The sequence below is a fragment of the Streptomyces sp. NPDC043427 genome (assembly GCF_056436655.1).
The window spans coordinates 16,251-28,927 of sequence record NZ_JBWKCC010000005.1 but is presented as its reverse complement, the minus strand read 5'-3'; the positions used below and the strand labels follow the sequence as shown (position 1 = coordinate 28,927).

Sequence of the window (12,677 nt, the reverse complement as noted above, 5' to 3'; positions counted from 1 at the left end):
TCGTCCGCACCGTTGACGCTCCCTCACCTCACACATAGCGTCTGGTCGATCACCCGCACACTGTCCGTGATTTCGAACGACGTGGCCCCGTGGAGGAGCAACATGGCCCCGCCCCTCTCCAGAAGAACCCTTCTCCAGACCGCGATACTCGCCGCGGCCGCCCCCGGCTTCGCGGCCGCGGCCGACGGCGGGGCCTTCGCCGCCCCGTTGCCGCCACCGGCGTCCTGGACGCTCCAGCCCTTCCAGCTCAAGGACGTGACGCTGGGCAAGGGCCTCTTCGCGACCAAGCGGCAACTGATGCTGGACCACGCCCGCGGCTACGACGTGAACCGGCTGCTCCAGGTCTTCCGCGCCAACGCCGGCCTGTCGACGCTCGGCGCGGTCGCCCCGGCCGGCTGGGAGGGGCTGGACGGAGAGGCCAACGGCAACCTGCGGGGCCACTACACCGGGCACTTCCTGACCATGCTGGCGCAGGCGTACGCCGGCACCGGGGACCAGGTCTACGCGGACCGGATCCGCACCATGGTCGGGGCGCTGACCGAGGTCCGTGAAGCCCTGCGGCACGAACCCGTCGTGCTCAGTGCCACGGGGAGGTTCGGGACCGCCGCCGAGAACGTACGCGGCTCCTACCAGTACGTCGACCTGCCCTCCGGCGTGCTGGGCGGCGCCTCCGCGATCACGCTGTCCACCTGGGTCAAGCCCACCCATGACGCCAACTGGGCCCGGATCTTCGACTTCGGGAACAACAACACGCGGTACCTGTACCTGGCCGCCCGCAACGGCAGCGGTGTGCCGCGCTTCGCCATCACGACAAGTGGACCGGGCGGCGAGCAGGGACTGAACGGCACCGCCGCGCTCCCGCTCGACGAGTGGAGCCACCTCGCGGTGACCCTCACGGGCAGCACCGGCACCCTGTACGTCAACGGCGCCGCCGTCGCGCAGAACACGGCGATGAGCCTCACCCCGGCCACCCTCGGCACCCTCGCCAACAACTGGCTCGGGCGCTCCAACTTCCCCGCCGACCCCGTCTTCGCGGGCGCCCTCGACGAGTTCAACGTATGGTCGCGGGCCCTGACCCCGGACGAGATCACCTCGCTGCGGGGCAACCGTGCCGCCGACTCGTCCGCGGGTCGCGGGGACCTGGCGTCGTACGCCTTCGACGAGACGACGGGCGGCGCGTTCGCGGACGCCTCGGGCCGCGGCCTCACCGCGACGCTGCGCCGCACCTGGGGCGCGCCGAGCCACCCCGGGTTCCTGGCGGCGTACCCGGAGACGCAGTTCATCGACCTGGAGTCGAGGACGAGCCCCGACTACACCAAGGTGTGGGCGCCGTACTACACCGCTCACAAGATCCTCAGGGGTCTGCTCGACGCCTACATCGCCACCGACGACGACCGCGCGCTCGACCTCGCGTCCGGCATGTGCGACTGGATGTACTCCCGGCTGTCGAAGCTGCCCGACGCCACACTCCAGCGGATGTGGGGCATCTTCTCCAGCGGGGAGTTCGGCGGCATCGTCGAGGCGATCGTCGACCTGTACACGATCAACGGCAAGGCCGAACACCTCGCGCTCGCCAAGCTGTTCGACCTCGACAAGCTCATCGACGCCTGCGCGGCCGGCACCGACACGCTCGACGGGCTCCACGCCAACCAGCACATCCCGATCTTCACCGGGCTCGTGCGGCTGTACGACGCGACGGGCGAGGAGCGCTACCTGACCGCCGCGAAGAACTTCTGGGGCATGGTCGTACCGCACCGCATGTACGGCATCGGCGGCACCAGCACGGCGGAGTTCTGGAAGGCCCGGGACGTCATCGCGGGGACCATCAGCGCCACCACGGCCGAGACGTGCTGCGCGTACAACCTGCTGAAGCTGAGCCGGATGCTGTTCTTCCACGATCAGAACCCGGCGTACATGGACTACTACGAGCGCGCCCTGTACAACCAGGTGCTCGGCTCCAAGCAGGACAAGGCGGACGCGGAGAAGCCGCTCGTCACGTACTTCATCGGCCTCACCCCCGGTCATGTCCGCGACTACACGCCCAAGCAGGGCACCACCTGCTGCGAGGGCACCGGCATGGAGAGCGCCACCAAGTACCAGGACTCGGTGTACTTCAAGGCCGCCGACGGCAGCACCCTCTACGTCAACCTCTACAGCCCGTCCACGCTGACCTGGGCCGAGAAGGGCGTCACCGTCACCCAGACCACCGACTATCCGCGCGAGCAGGGCACCACCCTCACCGTGCGGGGCCGCACCGGCACCTTCGCGCTACGGCTACGGGTGCCCTCCTGGGCGACCGCCGGATTCCGGGTGACCGTCAACGGGCGTACGGTCGACGGCACTCCGAAGCCCGGGAGCTACTTCACCGTGTCCCGGAAGTGGCGCGACGGCGACACCGTCCGCGTCGCCGTCCCGTTCCGGCTGCGCGTCGAGAAGGCCCTCGACGACCCGTCGCTCCAGACCCTGTTCTACGGTCCGGTCAACCTGGTCGGCCGCAACGCGGCGACGAGCTACCTGCCGTTCGGCCTGTACCGCAACGCCGCCCTCTCCGGCGATTTGCTGCCCTCCCTCACACCGGTCGCCGGAAAGCCCCTGCACTACACGCTCGACGGCACCGAGTTCGCGCCCTTCTTCGAGGGGACGGAAGACCCCACCCACGCGTACGTGCGGCGGGCCGAGCCCCGCGTGGTCTTCGGGAACACCGACTCCGGCGTCGCCAACCCGGCGAAGGCCGACGGCACGACCCTCCTCGACGAGATCTGGGCCGGGGCGCCGTTCAGCGGCAAGGGCGCGCTGGTGGCGCGGGTGCGGTCGACGGTGGACGCGTGGGTGTCCGCGGGGCTGCTGGCGCGGGCCGACGGGGAGACGGTGGTGAACACGGCGCGCAGCGCGACGTACGTGCGGTGACGTCTCCTGGCTGAGAGCGGTTTCGGGCTACGACCGGCGGCGCGGCTTTCCGGTGCCGCGCCGTCCGCCGCTCTTCGGGGCGGCGGAGCGGGTGCGCGCCGTGCCGCCGCCCGACTTCGCACGGCCGCCCGTCGGCTTACCGCCTGTGGTGAGCTTGCGGCCTTCTCGCTTCTGCTCGGTCTGCGACTTCGGCTGCGTGCGGCCGCGCGTGCTGTTGACCGTGCGGCCGCGGACGATGCCGATGAAGTCCTCGACGAGGTCGGTGGTCGCGTCCTCGGGCCAGGACAGGGCGACGCTCGACTGGGGGGCGTCCACGACGGGACGGTAGGTGAGGTCCCTGCGGTGGTGGAGGCGGGCCAGCGACTGCGGGACGATCAGGACGCCCACGCCGGCCGCCACGAGTTCGACGGCGTCCGCCGTGGTGGCGGGGCGTTCGAAGGCGGGCTGCCCCGGGAGGCTTTCCCAGCCGAGGACGTCGTCGAGGGGGTGGAGGACGACCTCGTCGGCGAGGTCGTCGAGGGACACCTCCTCCGCCGCGGTCACGACGTGGTCCTTGGGCACCACGACCACCGTCGTCTCGGTGTAGAGGGGGATCGCGCTGAACACCGTACGGTCGACCGGGAGCCGTACGAAGCCCGCGTCGGCGTCGGCGTCGCGCAACACATCGGATGCCTCGGCGGCCGTCACCTGGAGGAGGGTCAGGGGGACGTCGGGCAGTCGCTCGGTCCAGGTCCGCGCCCACTTGGCGGGCGTCACCCCGGGGACGTAGGCGAGTCGGAAGGAGGGGGAGTCTGGCGAGCCGGTCACTCCGCCAGGCTACCGGCTGTGGTCGGGGGTCACCTTCGCGGCCGATAGTCTGGACAGCATGAAGTCGCACCAGACCACCCAGACGATGAAGCCCGCGACCGCGGCGAAGAAGCTGGGTGTGTACCTCCCCGCCACCCCCGCCGAGTTCCAGGAGGGTGTCGTCTCGCGCGCCGAGCTGAACGAACTCCAGGCCGATCCGCCGGAGTGGCTGCGGGAGCTGCGACGCACCGGCCCGCACCCTCGCCCGGTCGTCGCCGCGAAGCTGGGCGTCTCCATCGCCGGTCTCGCCCGGGGCGGGGTCACCGAGGCGCTCACCACCGAGCAGATCGAGGCGCTCAAGGACGACAAGCCCGAGTGGCTGGAGAAGGAGCGCGCCACCCAGGCCGAGGTCCGCAAGGAGGCGGCCCGCCTCAAGCAGCGGGACGCCGAGCGCGCCGAGGGCGGTTCCTGAGGCCTCGGGAACCGCCCTGACGGCCGCCCGTCTCAGAGGCAGTACCGGATGAGCCACTCGTCGGGGTTGTAGGTGTCCTTCGCCGGATCGGGCAGCGTGGCCGGCTTCTCCTCGACCAGGTCCTCCAGGCGGATCCGCTCCGGCAGCGTGCCGAAGCGCGCGTGACGCAGGGCCTCGGCCGCCTCGGTGGACGTCTTCTCTTCTCGTGTCATCTCACCCTCCCGACCACTGAACGCCGCACCCCGCGGAAAAGTGCCGCCCCCGGCGACCACTACGATCAGGCCATGGTTCCACGGGCGAAGGGCCCGGTCTGTTGGGGGTTGTCATGGTTGCTGGTCGTGTGGTGCGTTTCGACAGTCAGCGCGGGTACGGGTTCATCGCTCCCGACGACGGTGGCGAGGACGTGTTCCTGCATGTGAACGACATGCTGATTCCGGAGTCGGCGGTGCACCGGGGTGTGGTGGTGGAGTTCGAGATCGAGGAGGGTGAGCGCGGTCCGAAGGCCTCCGCCGTGCGGCTCGCCCGGGGTGAGGACGGCAAGCCGCTGGCTCCGGACGACGACTCCCTGTGCGACGTGCTGAACACGCAGGAGTTCACCGCGGAGGTCACCGAGCTCCTGCTGGCGGCGGCGCCCTCGCTCACCGGTGAGCAGATCCTGCAGGTCCGCGGTGCGCTGGCGAAGTTCGGCAGGGGACACGGCTGGGTCGAGGGCTGACCGCACCGGGCGCGTGAGCGCCCGGTCCTCGCCGCGTGATCGTCGTCACCTGATCGTTGTCCGCGGGCGACTATGGTGGCGGAACGAAATCGAACGGGGCAAGGCGGCGGAGGACAGGCGGTGTCGGACGAGGGGCGGCTCGTCGCCGGGCGCTACCGGCTCGTGGAGCTGATCGGCCGGGGCGGCATGGGCACGGTGTGGCGCGCCGAGGACGAGGTGCTCGACCGCAGGGTCGCGCTGAAGCAGCTGCACGTACAGCCGCACCTCGCCGACGCCGAGCTCGCCACGCTGTACGAACGCACCCGCCGCGAGGCACGTGCCGCCGCCCGTGTCGTGCATCCGAACGTGGTCGTCGTCCATGACGTCGTGGACGACGACGGGCGGCCCTGCATCGTCATGGAGTACCTGCCGGCCGTCACGCTCGGCGATCTCCTCGAACACGGCCGGACGGTTCCTCCGGAGGAGGCCGCCCGTATCGGCCTCGGGATGATCGCCGCCCTGCGGGCCGCGCACGCCGCCGGTGTGCTGCACCGTGACGTCAAGCCCGGCAACGTCATGCTCGGTGCCGGGGACCGTGTGGTGCTCACCGACTTCGGCATCGCCGTGACCACGGGATCGTCGACGCTGACCCGGACCGGCGAGATGGTCGGTTCCATCGACTTCATGGCCCCGGAACGGATCCGCGGCCGGCGCCCGGGGCCCGCCTCGGACCTGTGGGCGCTGGGCGCGACGCTGTACCAGGCGGTCGAGGGGCGGCCGCCGTTCCGCCGGGACACGGCCGTGGAGACGGCGTACGCCATCGCCGTCGACCCGATGGAGCCGATGAAGCGGGCCGGGCCGCTGGAACCGCTGATCGAGGCGCTGCTGTTCAAGGAGCCCGAGGAGCGTCCGTCGGCGGAACAGACCGAGCGGGCGCTGCAGTCCGCGCGGTCCTCCGCGCAGGCGGCCGGACTGGCGCCGGACTGGTCCACGACAGCCACGACGGTGGGGCGGTCGGCCGACCGGGCGCCGGGTGACGAGACGCTGGGGCGGTCCCCGGGGCGGCCGGCCGAGGGGGCCCGGGGGCGGTCCTCCGGTGGGGAGCCCGTGCCGTCCGAACACTCCCTCGACGACCGTGGCCGGGAGGGACGCCGAGGCCGTCGCGGGGGCCGCGTACTCGCCCTCGTCGTCGCCGCCGTGGCGGCCGCCACGGCCGTGGCCGTCGGCGTGATCACCATGTCACCGTCCGGCACGGACACACCCGGTGCCGCCACGCACTCGCCCGGCCCCACCACGGCGTCGTCCGCACCCTCACCCCTGCCGGATGGCTACAGGTCGGTCAAGGAGGAGCGGTTCGACATCTCCTTCCCCGTGCCCGAGGGGTGGAAGGCGACCAGGCGGTCCGACGACGAGGTCGTCTACACCGACCCGTCCGGCCTGGCCGGCATCACGATCGGCATGGTCGACCCCGCTGGTTCGAGCCCCAAGGACCACTTCATGGACATCGAGACGAACACGAAGGTCAACTACCCGACGTACCGGCGGCTGCGCATGCAGGAGATGCGGTTCCGGGAGCAGCCGGCCGCGGTGTGGGAGTTCACGTTCCACGGCAAGGCCCGCCTGTTTCGCGCCATCGACCTCGGCTTCGGCCGGGAGGGCGGCCGGGAGTACGACATCTACCTGTCGGCGCCCGACGCCGAGTGGAACACGTACCGGCCCGTCTTCGACAACGTGCGGGACGGGTTCACCAGACTCGGTGACTGACCCCGCGCCCACCGCGGCCGGGAGGCCGCCGCGGGCCAGGACACAGGCGTCGGAGGCGTTGTCAGTGGCCTGCCCTAGAGTTCCCGTCACTTGATCACTGCGGTGCGGGGAGGCACGTATGGGGTGGGTGACGGCGGGCGACTACGAGGTTGCCCTCGACAGCGGGAAGGTGGTGTGCCGCAACGCGGCCGGGCGACGGCTGAAGTCAGTTCCGGCCAAACTCGCGGACGACCCGGCCGTGGTGGGACTCCGTCAGCTCGCCGAGTGGCTGGACCGGCACGAACGGCAGTGCCTGACCGACGTGGAGCGGTGGATGGTGCGCTCCCTCCCCGTTCCGCTCGCGGTGATGGCCCGGGTGTGGCCGGACCCGGCCTGGCAGAGCGCCCTGCGCGACCTCGTGGTCACCGGAGTCGACGGCGAGGTCGCGGGATTCCTCAGGGACGCCGACCTCGAGCGCGGCCTCGGTCTCGTCGACCTCGACGGCGACACCGTGCGCATCACCCCCGAACTCGTCCGCCTCCCCCACCCCGTACTCCTCGAAGACCTTGAGGAACTACGGGAGTTCGCCGTCGAACTCGGCGTCGAACAACGCGCCCAGCAGCTCTTCCGCGAGGTCTGGCACCGCCCCGCCGGTCTCGACGCGGAGGGCACCGCGGTCGAGGAGTACGCGGGCGGGGCGTTCAAGGAACTGCGCTTCCTGCACGGCAGGACCACCCAGCTCGGCTACCGCGTACGCGGCGGGAACGCCGTCTGTTCCGTGCGGGAGGACGGCGTCGGCGTCGAGGCCCGGGTCTGGATCGGCGACTACGACAGCTACGAGGAGACCGAGACCGGTCCCCTGATGTGGACCGACACCGCGGGCCGGGTGCTGAAGCTCGGTCAGATCGGGCCGGTGGCCTGGTCGGAGGGCATGCGCATGGCGGCCGCGTTGTACGCCGGACGCGACATCGAGGACGAGGAGCGGGCGGCATGACCACGTACGACGACACCACCGCGGCCGCACTGCTCGACGCGGGCGCCGTCCTCCCCCCGGGCACGACGACGCGCGAGGACGCCGACACCCTCACGGTGCGCACCTACACCCACCCCGCCCTGGACGACCGGCGTGTCGTACGCCTGGTGCCGGGCACACTCGGTGAGGCGGAGGATCTCGCCCTGGACTTCCTGGGACTCGCGCGGGATCCGGATTCCCCCGAGGTCGGTCAGGTCCGCCGGGAGACCCTCGGGTTTCCCGCCTGGGCCCTGGTCAACGACCCGGCGAACGGCCACCACGCGCTTGCCCTGGTCAAGGACGTCGAGCGGCTCGCGCGGCAGGCGAAGTCCCGCCCGGGCACCGCCAAGGACGGCTTCGAGGAGCTCGGCGAACGGCTCGGCCGCGCGGTGCCGCACTTCCTGCCGACCTTCTACGAACAGGCCGCCCGGGTCTTCCTCCAGCATGAGAACACGACCTACGCCGGCGCGTTCTTCGGCAAGGCCCGTGACGCCGAGCGCGTGCACGCCCTGGCCGTCGACGAGGACCGGCAGCGGGCCGTGTTCCTGGAATTCGCCTTCGCCGGCGCACTGACGGTCAAGGCGCTCAAGCAGCACGTCAAGGACCTCGCCGACCGGCTCGATCCCGCCGCGGCGTGGGCCCAGTTCCGGCAGCTGACCGTGGAGCGCTGCGCCGCGGGCATGCCGCCGTACGCCTCGCTGCCGCAGGACGCGCGCGGGCTGATCAAGGCCGCCGGTCTGGCCCGGGTCACCGAGGAGTGCGCCCTCGTCGCCGATCTGATCGCCTCACCCGCCTCCGTCCGGGCGCCCGCCTCCTTCTGGAACGCCTACCGCGCCACCCTGCCCGTGCTCGCGGAACAGCGCCCGGCCGTACGGGCCCGGCTCCTGGAGATCATGCCCGCCGGGCTGGGCCCTGGCGTCGACAACGACGAACTCTGGCTGGCGTTGCTGGCGGAGAGCGGTGCGGAGCGGTTGTTGACGGGCGGGAGTGAGGGAGCCGAGGACGCCGCCGGTGGTGACGTCGGCGGTGGTGGCCGCGCGGCGAGCGGGGTCGACGCCGCGGACTGGCTGAGTCGTTGGGCCGGCTTCCGGAAGCACGGCGCATCGGTGTCCGGCCGTTCGCCGGCCACACTCGCGCTCGTCGAGCGGATGGCACCCCGGCTGCGCGCGGATGGCCGCGCCGTCGACCTCTTCACGGGTCGCTGGCACGCGGGCGCCGACCTCGACCTGCTGGACCTGTGCGTGGCGGAGGGCATCCCCCTGGCGGCGCCCGACGCCGAGACCGACGTACACCTGGCTCTCGACCGGTGGCTGCGCGACACCCGGCCCGCGCGGCGGAACCTGAGGGCCGTCGCGGCGGATCCGCGGTTCCGGCCCCTGCTGCACCAGGCGGTCGGCACCCTGGGCCGGGACCGGGCGGCGACCGAGCTGCTGGAGGCTGTAGCGGCGCACCCGGTGCTCAGTGAGGTGCTGCGCGAGTGGCTGGACGAGGCGACCGGGGAGCTCACCGGCGCGGTGGGCCTGCCCGCGGCCGGGGCGGCGCTGCACCGGCTTCGCCCCTTCCGCCCGGTCGCCGCGAAGGCCAACTCCGAGGCGGTCGCCCGGGTCGCCGCGCACGAGGTCGCGCCGCTGCTCGGCCGCACCCTGCGCGCGGGGATCATGGACGAGCTGGGCTGGCCCGCCCTCGACGAGGCCTTGCGCCTGCTCGATGACGCGACACGCGACCCTCGTGACAACGAGCTGACCCTGGCCGAGGCCTGGCCTGCGCTGATCCTCGCGCGCGGGCACAAGGTGGTCGTCGTCGGCCCGGACAAGGTGCTGCTCGACCACGACCTGCGCATCCCGGTCCAGTTGGACCGCTGGCAGCGCCCGAACTTCCGCTACACCGACGGCGAGCTGCTGGTGGTGTGGCGGCACGACAACAAGCAGTTCGGCTACTGGTCCAACCGGCCGTCCGAGGTGTTCGTCCTCGGCGGCGAACACCTGGCCTCCTGGTGGCACGGCCGCGACGCCGGCACCCCATCGATCCCGCTGCCCGGCGGTGGCCGCGCCACCGGCGGCCGCACCCTGCACGCCGGGGACACCGCCCTGCCGCCCGGTCGGCCCGTCATCGGTGACGGCACCACGCTGTGGCGCCTGGGCAGGCAGGGCCGGCAGTCGGTGTGGCTCGAGTACGACCCGGTGACGGGCACGCACGGGCGTGCCTCCCTGCCCGCCTTCCTGCGGTCGGGCATCCGGGAGGACGCGACCCTCGCGCAGGACGACTGCGAGGTCCTGCCCCTGCAACCGGGCCTGGAGCACAGCCCGTTCGGCACCGACGGCACCGTCCTCGGCCGCTGGGTGCGCACGGAGGGGACGGGGGTGGAGGCACGCACGACGACCGGGACACCGGACGGACGGACCGTCTCCCTGCCGGTCGTCCGGGGCCGCACGCGCGGTGTTCCGCTCGGGGCGCTGCGGCTGCCCGGCGGCGCCGAGCCCGTCGCCGCCCAGACGCACCGCCAGGTGTCCCTGTTCGCGGCCGACGACACCTCCGGCACCGGAGAGCTCGGCCGGGTGACGCTGAACGAGCAGGGCGGGGAGTACGCGGCGGGCACCCGGCTCGTACCACCGGTCGCCTTCTGGCACGCGTTGCGCCCTCGCGACGAGCGGGCGTCGGCACTGCTGCGCGCGCTGACGGACCAGCAGGCCGCCGACGTACTGCGCGCCGCGGCGGCCGCTCTCGCCGAGCGGCAGGCGAAGCTCGCCGTCGCCGGCGGGCCCGCCGCTGCGGCCGCGGCGACGGCCGCCGGCAAGCCCGTCGTGCCGACCGCGGACGAGGTCGTCCGGCTCGCCGTGGCCCAAGCCCTGCCAGGGCTCACCGACGAACGGCTGATCGTCGGCGTCAGCACGCTCGTCCGCACGGCCCTGCGCGTCGCCGAGACGGCCGCGGCCTTCGCGGCGCCTCCCGTGGAACGGACGCAGGTCAATCCCTCGCGGACGGAGGGCATGTTCGCCGACTACCGCCCTCTGCACGGTGACGACGGCACGCTGCGCGCGGCCGTCGACGGCCTCGCCCACCTGGGCGGCTGGTGGGGCGGTGACCACCAGTGGAGCGTGCTGCGCCAGATCCGGGCCGTGAACCACGTGCTGTCGGGGAAGCCCGCCGACGGCAAGCCGCTGCCCGACCGCGCCCGGCTGGCCGCCCTCGGCGACGGATGGCGGAGCGAGGAGCACACCGTCCCGAGGATCGGCATGGTGTGGCCGTCCCTCCTGGAGACATTGCCGCCGCTCGCCTACCGTGCCGCCTCGCCGACGCTGTCCGACGCCTCGCGGGAGGCGCTGCTCCTGCTGCTCGAGGCGGTCGGCGAAGGGCCGCTCGCCGCGCCCGGGGCGGGACTGCGCACGGTCATGCTGGGCGAGCCGCACAGCAAGCAGGAGCGGGCCGGTCAGGTGCTGCGCCGGGACGGCCGTACCGTGGTCGTGCTCGGCTGCCAGCGCGTCGACATCACCCGGGACCGGATCATCTGGCTCGCCCTCGACCACGATCCGACCGGGGCGTTCGGCGCGGTCGCCCACTTCACCCTGGAGAACGAGACCGGGCACGCGTCGGCGTTCCCCGCCGAGCGGCTCGCCGCCGTCATCCGTCTGGTCCGGGACAAGGGCGCGGCCCCGTGGAGGCCCGAGGCACCGCAGGCGCTCACCGCAGCGACCGGCGGCGCGCTGGGCCCCGTCCAGGCGACCGTGCTGCTCGCCGCCCGGCCGCAGGACGCCCGTGCCGAGGCACTTGCCGAGATCGGGCTGAAACCGCGTCAGCTGGAGTTCGGCGACACCATGCTGGGCTCGCTGCGTACGGCGGACCGGGCCGCGCTCATCGAGGCGCTGCTGCCCGAGGACCCCGCCGACCTGTGGACGAGCGGGCCGGACACACAGGCCGCGGGCCGGGTGTGGGCCGAGCGCCTCGGCTCGTTCGTCCGGCTGCCCGAGGACGTCGCCGGCGACCTCGCCGGTGTGCAGATCGCGTCCGCGGAGGCCGTGCTCAATCCCGGGCTCACCCCATGGATCAGCCGCACCACGGTCCAACGGCCCGACAAGGACGGCAACCTCGTCCCCGAGGACGCCCAGGCCCTGCCCGGACGGTACGACCTGGCAACCGCCGTGGGGGCCCTGGCCGCGCTCGCCTACGCCCTGCCCTTCGGGCACCCCCTGCGCGCCGCCCTGCCGGACGGCCTCGCCGCACTGCGCCGTCGTGTCGCCGACCCGGGGCTGCTGCTCGACCTGGACGTGGCGTGGACGGAGAAGGGCGGGCCGACCGCCGCCGAGATCCGCAAGGCGTACGGGCTCCCCGCCACGGGCGGTGCCGACGCACACGGCCTGACACCCGCCAGTGAAGCGCTCGTGCTGCGCCCCTGGACCGCCGACCACGAGACCGTCCTGGTCCGCCCGGCCGCCCTCACCGGTCCGGACGACGCCGTGTTCGGGCTGTTGGAAGGGCTCGTCGGGGCCCTGCGCGGGAGCGGGCTGTGGGCGCTGCGGAGGATCCTCGGCGACGACCTCGCCCGGGCCCTCGCGGCCGGGACCGACCCCGAGGGGCCCGTGGGCCACGCCCAGGACCCCACGGTCAGCGCGCCCGCGCTCGTCGGCGAGGTCGCCGCGGCCCACGGGCTGAGCCAGGACGCGGCGGTGCTCTACCTGCAACTGCTCGCCCTTGCCGATCCGACGGACCGCAACTGCGCCCGCTGGACCGGCTGGAAGCCCGCCCGCCTGAAGACGGCCCGCGCCGAGCTGGCCGCGACCGACCTGGTCGTCGAGGCCAAGCGGCCCCGCGCCGGACGCACCCTCTTCCTGCCGTGCGGCTGGCTCGACCTCAAGGCACCCGCCCTGCCTGTGGAGACCTGGAAGGAAGGCCTCTACCCGGTCACCGCCTTCTCCCAACCCGTCCCCCTCCTCCCGGTCGCCGAGGTCTTCGCCCGCGCCTGGGACCGCGTCCGCTCCGGCGACGCACCCGCCTACGAGGAACTCACCACCCGCGCCACCCGGAAGGGCCGCCGCCGATGACACGGACACTCACTGAGCCACTCGGAA

At 72.9% G+C, this 12,677-nt stretch carries 8 protein-coding genes; 6 read left to right on the top strand and 2 right to left on the bottom strand.

What is annotated here, in order from left to right:
* Positions 1-102: 102 nt before the first annotated feature.
* Positions 103-2,907 carry a beta-L-arabinofuranosidase domain-containing protein gene (locus AC067M_RS12095; protein WP_478696905.1) on the top strand — a complete coding sequence of 935 codons (2,805 nt, stop codon included), beginning with the start codon at positions 103-105 and terminating at the stop codon, positions 2,905-2,907.
* Between the two features lie 27 nt (positions 2,908-2,934).
* Here the strand turns inward: AC067M_RS12095 and AC067M_RS12090 are convergent, their stop codons facing one another.
* Positions 2,935-3,714, bottom strand: a complete 780-nt coding sequence (locus tag AC067M_RS12090; RefSeq protein ID WP_478696904.1) for a LysR substrate-binding domain-containing protein — start codon at positions 3,712-3,714, stop codon at positions 2,935-2,937.
* A gap of 58 nt (positions 3,715-3,772) precedes the next feature.
* Between AC067M_RS12090 and AC067M_RS12085 the strand changes: the two genes are divergently transcribed.
* Positions 3,773-4,165 carry a DUF5997 family protein gene (locus AC067M_RS12085; RefSeq protein ID WP_478696903.1) on the top strand — a complete coding sequence of 131 codons (393 nt, stop codon included), beginning with the start codon at positions 3,773-3,775 and terminating at the stop codon, positions 4,163-4,165.
* Between the two features lie 32 nt (positions 4,166-4,197).
* Here AC067M_RS12085 and AC067M_RS12080 read toward each other — a convergent pair whose 3' ends face one another.
* Positions 4,198-4,377 (bottom strand): hypothetical protein, encoded by a 180-nt coding sequence (locus tag AC067M_RS12080; RefSeq protein ID WP_478696902.1) that lies wholly within the window; start codon positions 4,375-4,377, stop codon positions 4,198-4,200.
* A 113-nt stretch (positions 4,378-4,490) separates the two neighbouring features.
* On the opposite strand from AC067M_RS12080, the gene AC067M_RS12075 reads away from it, so the two are divergent.
* The 4 genes from AC067M_RS12075 (at position 4,491) to AC067M_RS12060 (ending at position 12,650) form a co-directional block, all read left to right on the top strand.
* Positions 4,491-4,880, top strand: coding sequence for a cold-shock protein (locus AC067M_RS12075; protein WP_478696901.1), 390 nt, complete (start codon positions 4,491-4,493; stop codon positions 4,878-4,880).
* Between the two features lie 120 nt (positions 4,881-5,000).
* Complete coding sequence (locus tag AC067M_RS12070; RefSeq protein WP_478696900.1) at positions 5,001-6,623, top strand: serine/threonine-protein kinase; 1,623 nt, start codon at positions 5,001-5,003, stop codon at positions 6,621-6,623.
* 118 nt (positions 6,624-6,741) lie between these two features.
* Positions 6,742-7,596 (top strand): DUF4132 domain-containing protein, encoded by an 855-nt coding sequence (locus AC067M_RS12065; RefSeq protein WP_478696899.1) that lies wholly within the window; start codon positions 6,742-6,744, stop codon positions 7,594-7,596.
* Positions 7,593-12,650: a hypothetical protein gene (locus AC067M_RS12060; protein ID WP_478696898.1), complete on the top strand. Its 5,058-nt coding sequence runs from the start codon at positions 7,593-7,595 to the stop codon at positions 12,648-12,650. The genes AC067M_RS12065 and AC067M_RS12060 overlap by 4 nt, the downstream gene beginning before the upstream one ends.
* Positions 12,651-12,677: the final 27 nt, after the last annotated feature.

Coding starts and splice junctions, on each gene's coding strand:
- AC067M_RS12095 (WP_478696905.1), top strand. CDS start 103: ATGGCCCCGCCCCTCTCCAGAAGAACCCTTCTCCAGACCGCGATACTC.
- AC067M_RS12085 (WP_478696903.1), top strand. CDS start 3,773: ATGAAGTCGCACCAGACCACCCAGACGATGAAGCCCGCGACCGCGGCG.
- AC067M_RS12080 (WP_478696902.1), bottom strand. CDS start 4,377: ATGACACGAGAAGAGAAGACGTCCACCGAGGCGGCCGAGGCCCTGCGT.
- AC067M_RS12075 (WP_478696901.1), top strand. CDS start 4,491: ATGGTTGCTGGTCGTGTGGTGCGTTTCGACAGTCAGCGCGGGTACGGG.
- AC067M_RS12065 (WP_478696899.1), top strand. CDS start 6,742: ATGGGGTGGGTGACGGCGGGCGACTACGAGGTTGCCCTCGACAGCGGG.
- AC067M_RS12060 (WP_478696898.1), top strand. CDS start 7,593: ATGACCACGTACGACGACACCACCGCGGCCGCACTGCTCGACGCGGGC.